Below are 16,023 nucleotides of genomic sequence, written 5' to 3' on the forward strand. Positions count from 1 at the left end.
CACCCGCACCCACCGTGCCCGCACGGGCCGCCGCAGGCCCACACCCGCCCGCCCCACAGAACCCTTTCTCCACAGGCACCCCGACCTCGTTGGCCATTTGTCGGCGGCGTCTGGAACGCTGGAGGCATGGAGATTCTCTGGGTCCTGGTCGCGCTGCTCATGATCGGCTTCGTGCTGGTGCCGTTCATGCGGCGCAGGCGAGGCATGATCGAGCAGGTCCCGCCGGGCCACCCCGACGCCGCGGACCCGGCGAACTACGGCTTCGTACGGCAGGAGGAGCTGGACATCCGCATGCCCGGCCCCGACCAGGACCTGCTGGACGTCCTCGACCTGGTGCAGCGCACCCAGGACTACCGCGCCGCCGCACAGCTCCTGGCCGGCACGGAGGCGGAGGGCGAGAAGCGCTGGCAGCGTGTCCAGGCATTCGCCGGCGCCGCCGCGCTGGAGTTGCAGCAGCGCCCGGGCGGCGTCAGCGAGGCACCCGGCGGCCAGTGGCTGCGGGTGTGGCGCACCGAGCAGCCCAAGGACGCGGGCGGCGCGGCCGTACACGCGGAGTTCCTGGTGCAGCAGGCGTGGCGCACGGCGACCCCGGGCACGGACGAGTTCCGGATCATCATGGAGGAGGCGAGGTCGGCGTGCGGTGAGGCGGCCCTCCTGGCCCCCGGTGACCCGATCCCGTACATCATCGAGCTGTCGGTGGCCCGCGGACTGGCCTACCCCCGTCCGGAGTTCGAGCAGCTCTGGCTGAAGATCCTGGACCGCGCCCCGGCCCACATGGGCGCCCACCTGGCAGCGTTGCACTACTGGTGCGAGAAGTGGCACGGCTCCCGCCAGCTGGCCACCGAATTCGCGGAAGCGGCGGCGGCCCGCGCGCCCCAGGGCTCCCTCCTCGCCGCCATGCCGCTCTTCGCGGTCTTCGAGCACCTGCCCGAGGTGAACCTGGTCAGCGGCTTCTACCAGAGCGAGGTCGTGACGAAGGCGATCCACGGCGCACTGTTCGCGGCGCACGCCGCCCGCTCGGACGACCCGATGCTGGCGCACGTTCGCCACCTGCTGGTCTTCTTCCTGGTCCGCGGCGAACGCTGGGCGGAGGCCATGGACCAGCTGCTCCACGTGGACGGCCATGTCGGCGCCCTCCCATGGACGCTGTCCGCGGACCCCGCCGCGGAGTTCGCGGTCTACCGGGCGCTGGCGGTGGCGGGCTACGAGGCGAACGGCGGAAGTCCGGCGACGCTGCCGCACTGAACCGAGCGTGGGCACGGGCTGGAATCCGAAAACTCGGCTGTGGGTCGAAGGGACGGGCTGTAGGCGCAGAGAGACCACCGACGCACCACAGCCCCCCCCTCCCCCGGTCGTCCCACCCTCACAGGCGCGCGCAAGGCCCACACACCGCAAGGAAGGAAGGCGTCATGCTCTTCGGCCGTACGCCGGTCCTGCCCACCCCCGAGCAGGCGCTCCAGGGCCGCCCGGAACCGATCTTCACTGTCCCCGACCGCCACACGGTCCTCGGCAACCCGCTCCTCGGCCCCTACCCCGAGGGCCTGGAGACCGCCGACTTCGCGCTGGGCTGCTTCTGGGGCGCGGAGCGCAAGTTCTGGCAGCTCTCGGAGGGGGCGCCATGTGACCCGTGAGTGATGCTGGCGGGTGTGCCCTGATTACCGGTCAGGGACACAGGTGGGCCAGGAGTTCTGCACTGGCGGGGTATCCCTGCTCCGGGGGGAGCAGTCGGGCAGCTGAGTCCAGTTGACCGTCCTTGACGAGTGCGTGGATCTCGTGGGCGAGCGGGGTCACGTCGCTGATGGACACGATCCACTCGTCCGCGTAGCGCGACGATGCTTCACCCGAGAGTCCCAGTTGCAGCGAGCGGTGCGGCAGGGGACGCAGGTGCAGATCGCGTTCGGGATCCCACTGGACACGGGCCGGTGAGCGTTTGAGGTCACGCTGCCAAGCAGCGCGATCGGGATGCAGTCCGCGAACGTAGTGCGACAGGCACGCCTTGCGCAGCGCCCAGTCGAAGCCATCGCGAGTGATCTCGACGGCGAGGACGGTCTCCTGACCCTCCTTCGCGCCCCAACCGGAGCGGTACATCATCCACATGAAACTGGGCTTGATCCACGTCATGCGGTCGGGCTTCCAAGCGGCGGGGAAACGGCCCTTGCGGGCGGCGGGTCCGCCGATCTCCGGGCGGTACGCCTGGTAGACGGTGATCGTGGACGCCGTGTGGAGCGCGCGGATTCTGCGGAGGGGTTCTTCCATGGCTTACAGCGTGGAGTCGGTCAGGTCAGGAAGCCACCGATTTTGGAGCGCCTCTTGCGCCGGGATCCGACAACTCCGTTGGGTGATCCTGGCGAAGCGTGGATCATGAGGTCGTGATGAAGTGGACGAAGAAGGCGGGTCCGGTCGAGCAACTGGAGCGGGAGCCGGAACTCTCCGCATACCAAAGCGCGATGCGGAGTCGGCTCCTCGCCGCCCCGGTGGTGCCGGCGCCCGAACCCTGGCGGCCCATTCCGTTCGTCCCGGTCGGTGGGCTCCTCGGCATCGGCTTCGCATCGCATCCTGGCAGCGGCCACGATTTGGTGATGGTCGTCTCGCACGACGGTCACGGTCTCTTCGACGCCGTCACCGGAGAGAAGATCGCCCGGGACCATGACCCCGATCCCGAGGACAGCAACCCCCGACGCGGTTGCCGACTTGTCCAGCCCCTGACTGGGGCCGATCAGCGGGAGCCGCGTACGCATCGCAGGACTCTTCGGCGGAGGGCTTCATGCCACGACCGCGGACGGCTGGACCCTGGAGGCAGTCACCCCGGCCTGGCCCAACGAGCGTGTCCTGCTGTCCACTGATGGCGGACTGCCCCACGCCGGTCCGCACGGAGAACGGTGGTGGCACATCCTTCACTCGAACTACTCCACACTCAGAGCATTCGGCTTCTCGCCCTCCGGGCACACCATCGCCGTAGCGACCAGCAGCGACCTTTCCCTCTGGACACGTGCGGCAGACGACAGCACCGCGGCATGACCGACCCCACCGCCCAAAAGGACTATGAACGCGGCTTGACCTGGGTCATCAAGCCGCGTTCACAACCGAGTCCGTGGGACGACGCTCAGAAGTATTCAGGTTGAGCTCGCGGGCGCCGACCGGGCCGCATCAGGCGTAAGGCGGGTCTCCACCCGTGCGCCGCGATCGGGCACGGCTGAGCACCTCGGTGCCCCTCCCAGCGCGGGGCCGGTCCGCCGCCCCGAGGCCACGCGCCCATGAGCCGTCCGATGCCGGGTCAGCCACCCGGCATCGTCACCCGCAGCTGCCGTAGCAGGCCGCCGTAGTCCTCGTCGTCGTCACTGATGAAGATCGGAAAAGAGCCGGAGACCAACGCGACGCCTTCGACCTTGAGCCCCGAGCTTCGGGCGAGCATCTGCGGCGGCTCGACCGGAACCAGCTTCGCGCCGAGGGGTCCGCTGCTCCGCCGAACCGTGGCCGCGCGGTACACGGCACTGTCGAAGGGACCGAGGTCACCGGGGTCGTATGCGGACGAGAGGTAGAGATTGCCGTTCGTGTCGATGTCGAGGCCAGAGGCAGGGCGCGCATCCGGCGGCTCGGGTGCCGTGAACGAGACCGACGTCCACTTCCTGCCGAACGTGATCTCACCGCTCTTGCTGACCGTCAGGCGCGTCATGTTGATGCGCGTGGTATCGCTCCCCTGCGCCCGCTCGGCGTAAACGAAGTAGTCCCGTCCGCCGGCCGTCGCGACGGCCGTGGCCTCGACGTTGATGAGTGGCTCGGGTGTCCTCGGCCACGGCACCGAGCCCGCGATCTCGACGTTGAGGTTCCTGTCCCACCGCGCGAGGTAGATGGAGGGGTCGGGGTCATCACCGTCGGCGTTGCTCTCCGCCAGCAGCGCTGCGTTCCGACCGGGCAGCCGGGCAATGCTCTCGAGGTCGTTCGGCACGCTGGGGAAGTCCACGTGAAGCTCCTCGACGGCGATCCCGTCGGGGTCGACGGGCGTCCGCACGATCGCAAGGCGCGGCAGTTCGCGTTCGGCGTCGTTGTCCCTCGCGTCGTGGCAGACCAGGAAGACCTCTCGTGACTCCGGGTCGCGCCCCGGGCCGGTGAACCAGCGCTCGGTGGCGAGCCAGGCGATGCCGCTGAACTCGCGTGGTGCCCTGACCTGGCTCCCGCCGGGGGACGAGACGCCGGTGGGCCTCTCGACGCCGCACGCGGCCAGCACGAGGAGGTTCAGTCCGACGCCGGCCGACAACAGACCGCGTGTCAGAAACCGACGTCCCATCATGTGTCCTTCCGTTGCGCGGCGGGCACTGCCACGGACTCCGGCCCGCTCGGGACGCTAGGGCAGGGACCGTTCGGTTCCCATCAGGCGCCACCGGAGTATCACCGGTCTGGCGGTGAACCTCGTGGAGCCCTTTCCGACGCTACGGCGAAGTGACAAGCAGCTCTATGCAGCGGGTCTGGAAGCGGGTCTGGAAGCGGATCTGGCGGATCTGGATCGCACTCATCAGGGCGCCCAAGATCCACCCGGCTGCGGGACCTGTGAGCGTTCTGGGCCGTATGCCTCGCGAGTGTGCCGGCCTGGTCCTGCGGGCGGGAACTCCAGCCGCACGGGGCCGGGGTGGAAGGTTGCACTGTCCCAGCCCGCCGTTTCCTCGCCGACCAGGTGGCGGTACAGCCACTCGGCGAAGGTCATGGGGTGTCCGACCCAGTCGCCCTCCGCCCCTCGTACGACCACACCGCCACAGAACCCGTGGACCTGCGGGGCGCCGAGAACCATGGCTCCTTGATCAGTGGCGGCGACAGGTGAGGTCAGGCACCACGGGCGGCGGCGATCGCGCCTACCGCCCCGGCGCATGCCGCCCATCGGGCGCCGTCCCGGGTGCGTACGACCTTGACCGGTGGCTCCGTGCATGTCTTGCCGTGCCATGTGCAGCGGGCCTCTCGGAAGGACACGCTGCGGGGGTCCAGCCCCTCGGGGAAGTCCGGCCACTCGTCGACTGACGTCATGGGGGCGACGCTAGTCACCGAGGAAGCACTGTGCGGCGCTTTTGGGCGTATGCGTCTGGCCGGGTGCGACTGTGCCGTCGGGCTCGTCCTGGCCCGGGCTGACGTGCACGGCAACATAGCGGAACTCGCCCCCTGCTCCCTCCAGTTCGGAATACGGCTCCCAGTCGAGGCCGTATGTGCCCTGCAGCGTGCAGGTGTTGGGCTCGTACGTGCCGTCGGCCCAGAGCAGGGTGCCGGTGAGCTCCCTTCCTTGGTGGATCCGGAACTCCCTGTCGCGCGTCCGGCCTCGCCCGGGGGCGGGGACGCTCCACAGGGCCGGGTCGTTGGTCACCATGATGGCCAGACCGTTCTGGTCCGGCCGTTGGCAGAAGCGCTCCAGTCTGGCTATGTCCCGGACGAAGTGCAGGCGGGCGAGATCCGTCGCCGCGTGTTCCTTGAGTTCGTAGTCCTCCGGCGGCGTGCCCGCGGTGCCCGTCCATCGCCGGGTGAAGTACTTGAACTCGATCGCGGTGCGCGCCGTGAGGCCCAGGCACAGCAGGTCCAGATACTCGGTCCTGTCCTGGTGCCGCTGTGGTACTTCGAGCCTGGAGTGCACGTCCGGCTCCAGTTCCCACAGCAGCCTGGCGAAACTGTGCTGGAGATCGGCTTCGGAGTGGAAAACCGGTCTGCGTCGGCCGAGTTCTTTGATGACGCCGTCGAGTGGGACGCGCCCGGCTACGGTCCTGCCGCCGGCCGTCGGTGTAGTGGTCACGTTGCCATTGAAGTGGGTGCGAGGAAGTGGCTCACAGCGATTGGGCAACTGGATCAGCCGCCTCCGAACACCAACCGTCCTTCCGGCTGTCGGCCGATCCACGGCAGCGTCGAGGCAAGCTCAAGTGACCTGTCGGCCGGCCTCCGTGAGGGTCACTCAACCGCCCCCTGCCTGCCGACGGCGCCAGACGCCAAGGACGCCAGGACGCCAGGACGCCAGGGCGCCAGGGCGCCAGGGCGCCACCCAAGCCGTCACCGGAAGGCTTTGACCTTGACACGGTGGTAAGGCGTTCACTGCCTGCCCAGGAGGTGGTTGCTGTGGCCACGAGGCAGGGTGCGGGTGTGAAAGAGGCGCTGCGAGGGCTGGAGGACGAGCGGGCGTCCGTGCGGTTGCGGGCGGCGTTGGTGGTGGGCTCGGCGCCGGAGGCGGGTTTCGTGCGGAAGCTCGTCGAGCGATGCGCCGTCGAGTCGGATTTCTTCGTTCGCGACATGCTGACCTGGGCTCTCACCCGCCATCCGGTGTCCGTGACGCTCCCCGAGCTGCTGCGCGAGGCTGGCTCTGAGCGGGCGCAGGCTCGTAGTCAGGCGCTGCACACGCTGTCCAAGATCGGGGACCGGCGGGCGTGGCCGGCGATCACGCGGGCGCTTCTGTCCGACGCCGATGACGAGGTGGCGCGGAGCGCATGGCGGGCCGCGGTCGTGCTCGTGCCGGAAGGGGAGGAGTCCGAGTTGGCCGCGGTGCTGGCGACGCAGCTCGGGCGCGGGGGGCGGGAGACGCAGCTGAGTCTCAGTCGGGCGCTGGTCGCGCTCGGCGAGGTCGTAGAGCCGACGCTGCGCGCTGCGGCGACGGCCCCCGACCCGCGGGTGCGCACGCACGCGCTCGCCACGGAACGGCTGCTGCGCGACCCTGATGCCGGATTCGAGTTCGCGGTCGAGGAGGCGAAGCGTGCCGTGGCCCTCGGCGGCTCGGGCCGAGAGGGGCAGTAAGGCGTGCTGGCCCCGGGGGGGGGCCGGTCAGGGGCCGGCCGGGAGGTGCGGTCAGGCAGGTTGACCGGAGGTCCGGCCAGGATCCGGCCGGGAGATGCAGTAAGGCGCGTTGACCGGAGGTCCAGTCAGCGGCCGACCGGAAGATGCAGTAAGGCGCGTTGACCGGAGGTCCGGCCAGGGGCCGACCGGGAGGCACAGTAAGGCGCGTTGACCGGAGGTCCAGTCAGGGGCCGCCGGGAGACGCAGTAAGGCGTGCTGACCGGGGGCCGGTCAGGGTCTGCTCGGGGCGGGCAGCAAGACGTGCTGACCGGGGATCGGGCGAGGGTCCGGCCGGGAGGAGCAGGCAGTAGGACGTGTTGCCCCCATGGGGTCGGCCCGGAGGAGAGTACGACGTGTTGATCGAGGGTCCTGGTCCGGCCCGGAGGGACAGTAAAGGGACAGAAAGACGTGTTGATCGGTGAAGTGGCGCGGCGCTCCGGGGTCAGTGCTCGCATGCTCAGGCACTACGAGTCGCTCGGCCTGCTGCGGCCGTCGGGCCGCACGGGCTCCGGCTACCGGGAGTACTCCGGTGAGGACATCCGGCGGATCTTCCACATCGAGAGCCTGAGGTCGCTGGGCCTGTCGCTGCGCGAGATCGGACGCGCGCTCGACGACCCCGACTTCACGCCCTCGGCGCTCGTCGACGACCTCATCCGTCAGACGCGCGAACGCATCGCGGCCGAGACCGATCTGCTCACGCGACTGCGCCGCATCGACGCCGTGGAACCCGCCGGCTGGGAGGACGTGCTCCAGGTCGTCGCGGTCCTCCAGGCCCTGGGGTCGAAGAGCCCTGCCGCACGTCAGCGCGCGGCCCTGTCCGCCGGCGACGAGGTGCCGGTCGAGGCCCTGGTCGAGGCGGTGCTCAGGGAGACGGAGCCGAATGTCGCCGGGGCCCTGCGATGGGCGCTGGCGCGATCCGGCGCCGACGGCACGGCACTGCTGGCGAAGGGTCTCGGCTCACCCGTGCCCGCGGTGCGGGAACGCGCCGCCCGGTCCCTCGCCGAGCTGCCCGGTGACGAACCCACCGCCCACCTGCGGAGCGCCCTCGCGAACCCCGATGCCGTGGTGCGGGGTCATGCGGCCCTTGCCCTCGGCACCCGGGGCGTGGCCGATGCGATCCCGGTGCTCATCGACATGGTCGTGGACGGACGGAACGACACAGACGCGGCCGATGCCCTCAGCGTGCTGGCGAGCGATACGGCGACGGCGGACCGGATCGCCGGTGGACTCGTCGGCCGGCTCGTCCATGACACCACCGAAGCGTCCGCACGCGTACGGCTGACCCAGTCGCTGGCGGACATCCCGGGGGACACGGCTTCACATGCCCTCATGGACCTCTCCCAGGACGCGGACCGAGCGGTCGCGGTCACCGCGACGTATCTGCTTCGCCTGCGCGACGCGCAGTGACGCACTGTTACGCGCAGTGACGCACCAAAGCCGGAGTGCCACATGCCCGCAGGCCGCAGGCCGGAATGCCGAATGCCCGAATGCCGCAGGCCCGCGTGCCCGAATGCCTGAATGCCGCACAAGCAGGCGCGGCCCGGCCGTCGGAGGAGCTCCGCAGCCGGGCCCGCGCCGCGCTCGCTCAGCCCTCCGCGCGGGCGGGGAGCTTCCAGCCCGGGCGGGGGAAGTGGCAGGTGTAGCCGTTCGGGTAACGCTGGAGGTAGTCCTGGTGCTCGGGCTCGGCCTCCCAGAAGGGGCCGACCGGCTCCACCTCGGTGACGACCTTGCCGGGCCACAGGCCGGAGGCGTCCACGTCCGCGATCGTGTCCTCGGCGATCCGCTTCTGCTCGTCGTCCACGTAGTAGATCGCCGAGCGGTAGCTGAGGCCGATGTCGTTGCCCTGGCGGTTCTTCGTGCTCGGGTCGTGGATCTGGAAGAAGAACTCCAGGAGCGCGCGGTAGTCGGTCTTCGAAGGGTCGTAGAGGATCTCGATGGCCTCCGCGTGCGTGCCGTGGTTACGGTACGTCGCGTTCGGCACGTCGCCCCCGGTGTAACCCACCCGGGTCGCCGTCACGCCCGGAAGCCGGCGGATCAGCTCCTCCATCCCCCAGAAACATCCGCCCGCCAGCACGGCCCTCTGCGTCTGCGCAGCCATCACGGCCCTCCAATACCTGTCAGCTCGGTCACTCGGGCTACTCCGCACGCACACCACCGGCGGCCAGGCCCACCCTCCTCAACGCTTGAGGGTGCCGGCCGATTCCACGCCCGCGCGGCCCGCCTTACGAGCACCGCCCCCCCGGTCGCCCCGCCCACGACTCAGTGGCAGTCGAAGCGCCAGTCCCACGGAAGGCCGGGGCACCGTCGGCAGTGGAAGAAGTAGACGCCGCCGCAGTCGCCGAGCTGGATGTCGCCGGTGATGGTCAGCAGGTGCTCCATACGGTGTCCGCTCTCGCAGTCCGGCCAGTCGGCAGGCTGTGTCCAGGCGGGCCAGCCGCCGGCTTTCGTCGCGATGACGTTGGAGTCGGACGGCCACAGGACGCCGCCCGCGGGCAACCGGAAGCGGGGTTCCCAGGTCTCCCGTACGTCCTCGGGCAGATCGTGCCGGCTCGGGTAGTCGGCCGCGGTGGCCGGGGACAGCGTGGACGGTTCCGGCATGTGGTCCTCGTCGTACTCCCCCTCGCCCGCCACCGGGATCTCGGACAGCAGACCTACGGCCACGACCTCCGCCTCGTTGCGCCAGTACAGCAGCGGCATCACCGGCCCGGGATCCTGCTCGTGGTTCAGCGCGCACCAGACCACCTGAAGCAGGTCGGTCCCCTCCGGGAACTCCAGCCCCGGCACGTCCCGGGCGAACAGCTGGAGGATCGGCACCATCGGCACCGTCCCCGCGACGATCTCGGTGTGGTTGCGCAAGTCGGAACCGAACGTCCAGTGGTCCTCCTGGGCGCAGTACGGCCACGGCTCGTCCGCGGGCCACAGCAGCGCACCCCCGAGCGAGCTCTCGCGGACGCCGGGCTCGCCGGGCTCCGGGTTGAGGAGGGTGGTCGTCCGGGCGAGGCCCTCGTACTCCGGTATCAGCGTGCGCAGGTCCTTCTCGGACAGCTCCGGTGTGCTTTCGGGCATCGTGACTCCTCAGGCGTACAAAAGATCGACAAGGCGCTGCGGGCACGTTAGTGCCCGCCACCGACAGCCCCGTTCGGTTGCGGCCCGCCATGACGCCGCCGTCGACGTCCCAGACGGCACCGGTGGCCCAGCCGGTCCGGCTCGACAGCACGTGAGGGTGGCCGGAGACCGTCGACGGCTACGGGGTCGGCCAGGTCCGCTGCAAGGCCGACGACCTTGCCGTGGGCGGCGCACGCAGGCCGCCGCCTCGTCGGCACCGGCCTGCGTGCGGCCGGTGACCACGGCGCTGCCGCCGGCATCGAGGACGTGACGGGCGACGGCGTGACCCATGCCGCCGGCGCCGCCGATGACGATGACCTTCTGCCCGGTGAAGTCGGGGGTGTTGCGGGACACCTGGTGCTCCTGCTGCTCCTCCTGGTGCTCCTGCTGCTCCTCCTGCTGCTCCTGTTGTTGCTCCTGTTGTTGCTCCTGTTGCGATGGGCCTGTGGTGGTCAGGCGTGGATGAGGCGTTCGGTGGTCAGGCGTAAGGGTTGAGGACGAGGTAGCCGTCGACGCGGGTGAGCCGGTCCGCGGCGGGGTCGGGCGGGAGCGCGTGGCCGAGGGCGTCGGCGCGGACCTCGCTGATCCACTGGTCGTGCTGGTACTCGTGGTTGATCAGCGCGAGCAGCAAGTGGGAGCCGACCACGGTCAGTTGGTCGGGCGCGCCGACCCGTCCGGCGGCGATGTCGCCGATACGGGCGTGGACGCGTTCGGCGACGGTGTCGCGGAAGGCGCTGAGCCGTTCGACGGTGGGCAGCGCGCCGCGGAACTTCTCCGGGTTCGCGGAGTCCATGAGCCCGTCCAGTTCCGGGTCGGGGCTGGGCTCGGCCGCGGTGAGGTTGCGGATCATGAAGTGAGCGACGTGGGCCTGGTGTCCGAGGTGCCAGCCGATGGCGCTGGAGTCCTCGTGCGGACGCCAGGTCACCTCGTCCGGGGTGAGGTCTCTCCAGAGGTCGTCCGTGTAGGCGCGGGCTCGGTCGTACTCGCGCAGCAGCGCGTTGAGTTCGTACATGGGTCGTCCTGTCACGTCGGCGGCGAGGGGCGGGCGCGTGGGGGCGAGGTGCGTGGCCCGCGGCGTCCGGCGAGTTCAGACGGTGTCATAGACCCGTACCTCCGGTGCTGCCCTCAGCAGTGAGGCGCGGCGTCCGGTGTGACGACGACGGTCGGCTCGACGTCGATGACCCGGTGCTCGTACCGCGGCATCGCGGCCACGGCCGGGATCAGGACGATGGCGAGTTCGCCCGCCGACAGGCCCGCGCGCAGGTCCTGCATGTTCGCCTCGCGCAGGACGAGGTAGCGGGTGACGGGGAGGTCGCGCACCCTGCTGAACGCCCGGGCGACCGGATGCGAGCCGATCAGGGGCGGGACGCGGACCGCTTCGCGCTCGTGCTCCGGCGCCCGCCGGTGCCCGTGCCGCTGCTCCGGCGCGTACCGGTGGACGCGCTCTTGCGCGGCGCGGCCTTCGCCGTTGCGGGCGCCTCGGCCCCCGACGACGACATCCGCGTCGACGCCGTCGGCCACTTGAACTCGATCTCCAGCTCGATCTCCCCGTCACCGATCTCGACCTCCACCTCACTGCGGAGGTCGTCGGGGATCCGCAGGCTCAGGGTTCCGGCGCCGAGTTCCAGTTCGGCGTCCCTGCCTTCCCTCAGCGCGTCCGCCAGGGCCGTGAGCTGGTCAGCGGCCTCCTGGCGGGACAGCGAGCGCTTCTGCTCGAACTTGAGGTCCTTCATGGGTGCCCTCCGATGCGGCACAAAAGACTGGACAAGCCTCGTTCCGGCGCGCTGTACGGACATCGACGGACCGCGCCGCACTCAGCCCTGCTCCTTCCGGACAGCGAGTCGCACCTCCACACCACCCTCGTCCGCCAAGCTCCACGATGCGCCGCCCTCCACGGTCTCGCGCCCTTCGCCAAGCATCTGGGCGCGCACCCGAAGCGCCGATTCCATGATCCGCCGCCGGCGCCATTCGGCCTCGAAAGCGCGTCTTGAACGCTCGACCGAGCCGACCAGCCACCGTGCGGGCTCCTCCACGCTCTCCACGGCCTGCGAGTGCGAGGCCGTGCCGACCCCTTCGAGTTCCCAAGTCATCCACAAGGCCACGGCTCCAATGTCTCGTTCCCCCGCAAGGAGCGCACGCCGAGGCGCCGGCCGCGACGCGAGGCCCTCGACGGATCACTCCCACCCGAGTCTCCGAAGCCGTCGACAGGTCAGCCCTCCGCCTCCGGACCCCACCGCTCGGGCCCGACGCCGCGCCAGTCGATCCAGGGCACCCCCGCGACGTCCGCCGGATCGATCTCCAGCCCGGCGCGCCGGAGGAACTCCGCGACGTCGGCCAGGTTGTGGGCCAGCCCGAGGATCTCGCCGTCCACGCGCACGCGTCGACCACCCGAGGGCGACGGCGGATGCACGGTCACGCGGATCGGTCCGGCCATGCCTTCAGGATCATCCGGGTCGTACGCCCCCGCATGCCGGCGCGTCATCGAGGACGCCGACACGGCTCGGCGAGGTCGTCGGGGAACATTCGCATGACCCAAATTCAAGCACGTGTTCGATTTTCAGAGCCAGCGCCCGGCTTGCCGGCGGCCCTAGCATCGGGACGCATGATCGTATGGCTGAACGGCACCCACGGGGCGGGCAAGACGACAACCGGCGCGCTCGTGCAGCAACTCATCCCGGATTCAAGGGTGCTCGACGCCGAGAAGGTCGGCGAGACACTCATGGACATCACTCCCGGGCTGCCCGAGACGGACAACTTCCAGCACTGGCCACCGTGGCGGCCACTCGTCGTCGAGACCGCCCGCCACGTCCTCGAGTACGCCGGCGGCACCCTGGTGATGCCCATGACCGTCCTGGTCGAGCAGTACTGGCGCGAGATCAGCGCAGGGCTCGCCCAGCACGCCGTCCCGGTCCGTCACTTCGTCCTCCACGCCGACCAGGACACCCTCCGCGGCCGCATCGAGGGGGACACGGTCATGGGCCCCTCCGCGTTCCGTCTCGCCCACCTCGGGCCCTACGCCGAGGCGGCCCGCACCTGGCTCCACGAGGAGGCCGAGGTCGTCGACACCACCCACCTGACCCCGCCCCAGGCCGCCCAGCAGATCGCGGCGGCCGTGGGGAGTTGAGATCTCTCCCGCTCACGGCCTGGTCGTCAGAGGCTGCTGCCGGCTGCCGGCTGTCGGCTTCCGGCTTCCCGCTTCCCGCTTCCCGCTTCCGGCTTCCGGCTTCCGGCTTCCGGCTTCCGGCTTCCAGGCGAACATGGAAGGGGATGAGGGCCGGTGGGGGCTTCGGGGTGGGACTACTACGTGCCGTACCAGGAGGATCTCGACGCCGCGCTTCAGCAGTTGCGGCGTGAGGTGTCCGAGGCCGGGGACTACTACTGGGTCAGCGAGCCCGTTACGGCCGGTCAGGGGCGTTCGAAGTGCTGAAGGACGCCGCCTGCGGAGAAGCACGCGGCGCCCAGGAAGGTGGTCCAGTTGGCGATGTCCGCGTTGATCTGGCTGCCGGTCGTGGGGCGGGTGAAGGCCGCGATCGCCGAGATCATGAACAGGACCGAGCCCAACTGGTTCACGGCGACGATCCACCAGCCGAGGCTGCGGCGGCGGAAGCAGAGCCGGCCGTGACAGATCTCGACGAACGCCAGGTGGCCGGAGATCAGGAAGAGCACGCAGCCGATCACGTCCGGGGTCCAGATCAGCCGGTTGATCTGCTGGACGCTCAGCCCCTGGAGGAAGGAGTCGAGCAGGTTGACGCCGAACACCAGGGTGCCGGCGAAGAGGACGACCGCGCTCAGCCAGTCCACCCGCGTCGGCTCGTAACTCCACCAGCGCCAGGGCCGGGTGACGAGCCGGCCTTCGCCGCCGGGCACGTGGCGCGGGGCGTTGATGACCTGGAGCAGCGAGACGTAGCCGCCGGTGTTGAAGAACAGGCCCCCGGCGAAGTAGATCGAGGCGCAGGTGGTGGCGTCGCCGGAGCCGATCTGGGCGACCGCGGCGCCCGCCGCGAACAGGGCACCGCCGATGATGAAGGCCGTCGCGGCCGTGGCGTTGAGCCTGCGCAGACGGCCGAGCCCGACCTCGTCGGCCCTGGTGTGCCGGCCGGCGGGTGCGCCGGGCGGGCGTACGGCCATGACCCCGCGGCGGCGGGCGAGCCGCGACTCCCATACGGCGGTGCCGCCGCCCGGGACATGCCAGGTGAGCCGGGTGGTGAACGGTCCCGCGCCCTCGGCGCGTTGCTCGGGTTGTCCCACGGGCCGAGACTAGATCGCCCACCGGGGAGCCCCGCGAAGCGAAACGCCGCCGGTGGTGGGGGTGGTCAGGCCGGACTCACAGGGAGCTCTGGTCCTGTCCTGCGCGTGATGTGGTGATCTCGACCCGGTCGGTGCGGGTGCCGCACCCGCATTCGAGGCCGCTGCCGGGCTCTGCGGTGCAGGAGCAGGAGCGGCGGCGGGTCAGCCACCAGGTCGCCGCGGCGAGGGCGGCCAGAGCGGCGGCCAGTGCGGCGGCCAGTGCGGGGAGCCGGCCGGCGGCGATCGACACACCCGTGCCGCCCACGACACCGGCCGTGATCAGGACGGGCAGCAGGCAGCAGGCGGCACAGGCCAGTCCGGCCAGGCCGAGCAGACCGGTCGCACCGGTCACCTTCCCGGTGCCCCGGCGAGGGCGCCGTTCAGCAGGGGTCGGCATGGCGGTTCTCCTCGGCGAGGTCGGTGAAGGGGATCGGGCAGCAGGGGCTCGTGGCGCACTCCGTCAGGTCGTCGCACCCGGCCGCCACGGCGGTGACGAGTGCCGTGCGGATCGTCGTGAGGTCCGCGATCCTGGCGTCGACCTCGGCGAGCTTGGCCGCCGCGCGTTCCTGGAGACCGGGGACGGGACGGCCGTGCCGGTGGCGGCCCGCCTCCAGCAGTTCGGCCACCTCCTCCAGCGTGAAGCCCAGGCGCTGAGCGGCCTTGATGATCCGCAGCGTGGTCACGGCCTCACCTCCGTACAGGCGGTGACCACCCGGGCTGCGATCCGGTTCGGGCAGCAGGCCGCGACGCTCGTAGTAGCGCAGGGTCTGGATGTTCACCCCGGCCTCGTGGGCCACCTGGCCACTGCGCAGGGCCCCGCCACCCGCCGCGGTCATGTCGTTCATCGAGAACCTCCCGGCACCGCCGCACGGTCCACCCGTGCGGCGAGGGCGCTCAGCACCGCCTCGTGCTCCTCGCCCACCGCGATGTCCAGCACGACCCCTTCCGGGGTGCCGGTCACGGTGAAGTCGAAGAACGAGCAGCAGCCGTTCTCGCGTTCCGCCAGGTCACGGGCTCGCTCCTCGCTGCCCGCCCCCGACGGAAGTGCCAGGCGGACCCGCAGCGCGTCCGGCCGGTACGGCGCCGCCGTCTGCGCCGCGAACAGGGCATCCCACTCGGCCAGGCGCAAGGGCCGCTCCTCGGTCGGCAAGGTGCACGACTGCGGTATCCACTCCGGTCCGGTCATCGAGCCGCTCCCGTCGTCACGCGTCATCGGCCGTCCCCTTTCCGGGAACACTTCCGACGGTAAACCTGTACCTGGGTACCGGTTGCAAGCGGCCGGGGGCGCCCAGTCCCCAGTAGTCCCCAGCAGTCCCCAGCAGCCCCCGGTAGTTCCCAGCAGTCCCCAGCAGTCCCCGGTAGCCCCCAGCAGCCCCCAGTAGCCCCTAGTCCAAGATCCCCAGCTCGCTGTCCGGGCGGCAGAACGCGCACGGTTCGATGTTGGGGTCGGTCAGCGCGGCGCGGGCGTCGTGGTCGCCGATCCGGTGCGGCGTGCCCTCGATCATCGTGCAGTCGCCGGTGTGGATCACGGCGGGCTCGGGGCCGTTCGGTGTGCGCTTCTGCTGGACGACGAAACCGGTCGTCTGCCGCATCTCCCGGGAGGGCGCGAACGGCGAGAGGCCCGCGGGCGCCTGCCGTGGCCGCTGCCGAGGGGACTTCGAGGGCCGGGAGGACTTCGGCGGCTCGGGGGCCTGTCGGTTCTCGACGCGTGTCAGCGCCGCCCGGACGGCTTCACGCTGAAGGTGCAGGTAGATGCCGACGGTCTCGTGACCGGCGATCTGTTCGTCGAGGTACGCGAGGATCGCCCGCAGCCGTCGTGCGTCAGGCGGTAGCTCGGCCATG

Annotated in this window: 23 protein-coding genes and 2 pseudogenes; 8 read left to right on the top strand and 17 right to left on the bottom strand. The window is 70.6% G+C overall.

Translation table 11 applies throughout. The features are described 5' to 3' along the window. The first annotated feature begins 126 nt into the window (after positions 1-126). Positions 127-1,245 (top strand): hypothetical protein, encoded by a 1,119-nt coding sequence (locus tag AC3ETA_RS32090; RefSeq protein WP_432196400.1) that lies wholly within the window; start codon positions 127-129, stop codon positions 1,243-1,245. A 23-nt stretch (positions 1,246-1,268) separates the two neighbouring features. Further along, positions 1,269-1,613: pseudogene (locus AC3ETA_RS32095) on the top strand (hypothetical protein); the annotation flags it as partial. 49 nt (positions 1,614-1,662) lie between these two features. Here AC3ETA_RS32095 and AC3ETA_RS32100 read toward each other — a convergent pair. Beyond that, a complete protein-coding gene (locus tag AC3ETA_RS32100; RefSeq protein ID WP_432196401.1) occupies positions 1,663-2,256 on the bottom strand; it encodes a DUF4291 domain-containing protein in 594 nt (197 codons plus the stop codon). Positions 2,257-2,372: 116 nt separating this feature from the next. Here AC3ETA_RS32100 and AC3ETA_RS32105 point away from each other — a divergent pair. Further along, positions 2,373-3,018: pseudogene (locus AC3ETA_RS32105) on the top strand (hypothetical protein). Positions 3,019-3,274: 256 nt separating this feature from the next. On the opposite strand, the gene AC3ETA_RS32110 reads toward AC3ETA_RS32105, so the two are convergent. The 4 genes from AC3ETA_RS32110 to AC3ETA_RS32125 all read right to left on the bottom strand — a co-directional run bounded on the left by AC3ETA_RS32110 (position 3,275) and on the right by AC3ETA_RS32125 (position 5,764). Further along, complete coding sequence (locus AC3ETA_RS32110) at positions 3,275-4,288, bottom strand: hypothetical protein (protein WP_432196402.1); 1,014 nt, start codon at positions 4,286-4,288, stop codon at positions 3,275-3,277. A 222-nt stretch (positions 4,289-4,510) separates the two neighbouring features. Next, positions 4,511-4,783 (bottom strand): hypothetical protein, encoded by a 273-nt coding sequence (locus tag AC3ETA_RS32115; RefSeq protein ID WP_432196403.1) that lies wholly within the window; start codon positions 4,781-4,783, stop codon positions 4,511-4,513. A gap of 32 nt (positions 4,784-4,815) precedes the next feature. Then, entirely contained in the window at positions 4,816-5,013 is a 198-nt protein-coding gene (locus tag AC3ETA_RS32120; RefSeq protein ID WP_432196404.1) for a hypothetical protein, read from the bottom strand. A gap of 10 nt (positions 5,014-5,023) precedes the next feature. Then, positions 5,024-5,764 carry a hypothetical protein gene (locus tag AC3ETA_RS32125; RefSeq protein WP_432196405.1) on the bottom strand — a complete coding sequence of 247 codons (741 nt, stop codon included), beginning with the start codon at positions 5,762-5,764 and terminating at the stop codon, positions 5,024-5,026. A gap of 308 nt (positions 5,765-6,072) precedes the next feature. Here AC3ETA_RS32125 and AC3ETA_RS32130 point away from each other — a divergent pair, with 308 nt between their 5' ends. After that, positions 6,073-6,750, top strand: coding sequence for a HEAT repeat domain-containing protein (locus AC3ETA_RS32130; protein WP_432196406.1), 678 nt, complete (start codon positions 6,073-6,075; stop codon positions 6,748-6,750). A 447-nt stretch (positions 6,751-7,197) separates the two neighbouring features. Next, complete coding sequence (locus AC3ETA_RS32135) at positions 7,198-8,196, top strand: MerR family transcriptional regulator (RefSeq protein WP_432196407.1); 999 nt, start codon at positions 7,198-7,200, stop codon at positions 8,194-8,196. 178 nt (positions 8,197-8,374) lie between these two features. On the opposite strand, the gene msrA is transcribed toward AC3ETA_RS32135, so the two are convergent. Beyond that, a complete protein-coding gene (msrA, locus tag AC3ETA_RS32140; RefSeq protein WP_432196408.1) occupies positions 8,375-8,887 on the bottom strand; it encodes a peptide-methionine (S)-S-oxide reductase MsrA in 513 nt (170 codons plus the stop codon). A gap of 161 nt (positions 8,888-9,048) precedes the next feature. After that, entirely contained in the window at positions 9,049-9,855 is an 807-nt protein-coding gene (locus tag AC3ETA_RS32145; RefSeq protein WP_432196409.1) for a DUF1963 domain-containing protein, read from the bottom strand. Positions 9,856-10,071: 216 nt separating this feature from the next. Here AC3ETA_RS32145 and AC3ETA_RS32150 point away from each other — a divergent pair, with 216 nt between their 5' ends. After that, complete coding sequence (locus AC3ETA_RS32150; protein WP_432196410.1) at positions 10,072-10,389, top strand: hypothetical protein; 318 nt, start codon at positions 10,072-10,074, stop codon at positions 10,387-10,389. Here AC3ETA_RS32150 and AC3ETA_RS32155 read toward each other — a convergent pair. The 5 genes from AC3ETA_RS32155 to AC3ETA_RS32175 form a co-directional block, all read right to left on the bottom strand. Then, on the bottom strand, positions 10,373-10,906 hold the full coding sequence (locus AC3ETA_RS32155; protein WP_432196411.1) for a DinB family protein: 534 nt from the start codon (positions 10,904-10,906) through the stop codon (positions 10,373-10,375). The genes AC3ETA_RS32150 and AC3ETA_RS32155 overlap by 17 nt on opposite strands. 113 nt (positions 10,907-11,019) lie before the next feature. Continuing rightward, positions 11,020-11,214: a hypothetical protein gene (locus AC3ETA_RS32160; protein ID WP_432196412.1), complete on the bottom strand. Its 195-nt coding sequence runs from the start codon at positions 11,212-11,214 to the stop codon at positions 11,020-11,022. A 35-nt stretch (positions 11,215-11,249) separates the two neighbouring features. Continuing rightward, positions 11,250-11,627 (bottom strand): amphi-Trp domain-containing protein, encoded by a 378-nt coding sequence (locus AC3ETA_RS32165; RefSeq protein ID WP_432196413.1) that lies wholly within the window; start codon positions 11,625-11,627, stop codon positions 11,250-11,252. Between the two features lie 81 nt (positions 11,628-11,708). Beyond that, entirely contained in the window at positions 11,709-11,996 is a 288-nt protein-coding gene (locus AC3ETA_RS32170) for a hypothetical protein (RefSeq protein WP_432196414.1), read from the bottom strand. 107 nt (positions 11,997-12,103) lie between these two features. Further along, positions 12,104-12,328 (bottom strand): hypothetical protein, encoded by a 225-nt coding sequence (locus AC3ETA_RS32175; RefSeq protein WP_432196415.1) that lies wholly within the window; start codon positions 12,326-12,328, stop codon positions 12,104-12,106. A 168-nt stretch (positions 12,329-12,496) separates the two neighbouring features. Between AC3ETA_RS32175 and AC3ETA_RS32180 the strand changes: the two genes are divergently transcribed. Both AC3ETA_RS32180 and AC3ETA_RS32185 read left to right on the top strand, forming a co-directional pair. Further along, entirely contained in the window at positions 12,497-13,018 is a 522-nt protein-coding gene (locus AC3ETA_RS32180; RefSeq protein ID WP_432196416.1) for an AAA family ATPase, read from the top strand. A gap of 153 nt (positions 13,019-13,171) precedes the next feature. Beyond that, on the top strand, positions 13,172-13,321 hold the full coding sequence (locus AC3ETA_RS32185) for a hypothetical protein (protein ID WP_432196417.1): 150 nt from the start codon (positions 13,172-13,174) through the stop codon (positions 13,319-13,321). On the opposite strand, the gene AC3ETA_RS32190 is transcribed toward AC3ETA_RS32185, so the two are convergent. The 5 genes from AC3ETA_RS32190 to AC3ETA_RS32210 all read right to left on the bottom strand — a co-directional run bounded on the left by AC3ETA_RS32190 (position 13,300) and on the right by AC3ETA_RS32210 (position 16,022). Continuing rightward, positions 13,300-14,142 (bottom strand): hypothetical protein, encoded by an 843-nt coding sequence (locus tag AC3ETA_RS32190; RefSeq protein WP_432196418.1) that lies wholly within the window; start codon positions 14,140-14,142, stop codon positions 13,300-13,302. The genes AC3ETA_RS32185 and AC3ETA_RS32190 overlap by 22 nt on opposite strands. Positions 14,143-14,218: 76 nt before the next feature. Then, entirely contained in the window at positions 14,219-14,578 is a 360-nt protein-coding gene (locus AC3ETA_RS32195; protein WP_432196419.1) for a hypothetical protein, read from the bottom strand. Then, positions 14,562-15,026, bottom strand: coding sequence for a MerR family transcriptional regulator (locus tag AC3ETA_RS32200; RefSeq protein ID WP_432196420.1), 465 nt, complete (start codon positions 15,024-15,026; stop codon positions 14,562-14,564). The genes AC3ETA_RS32195 and AC3ETA_RS32200 overlap by 17 nt, the downstream gene beginning before the upstream one ends. Beyond that, complete coding sequence (locus AC3ETA_RS32205; protein WP_432196421.1) at positions 15,023-15,394, bottom strand: hypothetical protein; 372 nt, start codon at positions 15,392-15,394, stop codon at positions 15,023-15,025. Before AC3ETA_RS32205 ends, AC3ETA_RS32200 begins: the two co-directional genes overlap by 4 nt. 172 nt (positions 15,395-15,566) lie before the next feature. Continuing rightward, complete coding sequence (locus AC3ETA_RS32210) at positions 15,567-16,022, bottom strand: DUF6233 domain-containing protein (RefSeq protein ID WP_432196422.1); 456 nt, start codon at positions 16,020-16,022, stop codon at positions 15,567-15,569. Position 16,023: the final 1 nt, after the last annotated feature.

The sequence above is a fragment of the Streptomyces sp. bgisy027 genome (genome assembly GCF_057710365.1).

Bases quoted from the DNA above. Each gene is read 5' to 3' on its own strand.
- AC3ETA_RS32210 (WP_432196422.1), bottom strand. From the start codon at position 16,022: ATGGCCGAGCTACCGCCTGACGCACGACGGCTGCGGGCGATCCTCGCG.
- AC3ETA_RS32120 (WP_432196404.1), bottom strand. From the start codon at position 5,013: ATGACGTCAGTCGACGAGTGGCCGGACTTCCCCGAGGGGCTGGACCCC.
- AC3ETA_RS32175 (WP_432196415.1), bottom strand. From the start codon at position 12,328: ATGGCCGGACCGATCCGCGTGACCGTGCATCCGCCGTCGCCCTCGGGT.
- AC3ETA_RS32110 (WP_432196402.1), bottom strand. From the start codon at position 4,288: ATGATGGGACGTCGGTTTCTGACACGCGGTCTGTTGTCGGCCGGCGTC.
- AC3ETA_RS32100 (WP_432196401.1), bottom strand. From the start codon at position 2,256: ATGGAAGAACCCCTCCGCAGAATCCGCGCGCTCCACACGGCGTCCACG.
- msrA (WP_432196408.1), bottom strand. From the start codon at position 8,887: ATGGCTGCGCAGACGCAGAGGGCCGTGCTGGCGGGCGGATGTTTCTGG.
- AC3ETA_RS32155 (WP_432196411.1), bottom strand. From the start codon at position 10,906: ATGTACGAACTCAACGCGCTGCTGCGCGAGTACGACCGAGCCCGCGCC.
- AC3ETA_RS32090 (WP_432196400.1), top strand. From the start codon at position 127: ATGGAGATTCTCTGGGTCCTGGTCGCGCTGCTCATGATCGGCTTCGTG.
- AC3ETA_RS32195 (WP_432196419.1), bottom strand. From the start codon at position 14,578: ATGCCGACCCCTGCTGAACGGCGCCCTCGCCGGGGCACCGGGAAGGTG.
- AC3ETA_RS32200 (WP_432196420.1), bottom strand. From the start codon at position 15,026: ATGAACGACATGACCGCGGCGGGTGGCGGGGCCCTGCGCAGTGGCCAG.
- AC3ETA_RS32145 (WP_432196409.1), bottom strand. From the start codon at position 9,855: ATGCCCGAAAGCACACCGGAGCTGTCCGAGAAGGACCTGCGCACGCTG.
- AC3ETA_RS32180 (WP_432196416.1), top strand. From the start codon at position 12,497: ATGATCGTATGGCTGAACGGCACCCACGGGGCGGGCAAGACGACAACC.
- AC3ETA_RS32205 (WP_432196421.1), bottom strand. From the start codon at position 15,394: ATGACGCGTGACGACGGGAGCGGCTCGATGACCGGACCGGAGTGGATA.
- AC3ETA_RS32165 (WP_432196413.1), bottom strand. From the start codon at position 11,627: ATGAAGGACCTCAAGTTCGAGCAGAAGCGCTCGCTGTCCCGCCAGGAG.
- AC3ETA_RS32115 (WP_432196403.1), bottom strand. From the start codon at position 4,783: ATGGTTCTCGGCGCCCCGCAGGTCCACGGGTTCTGTGGCGGTGTGGTC.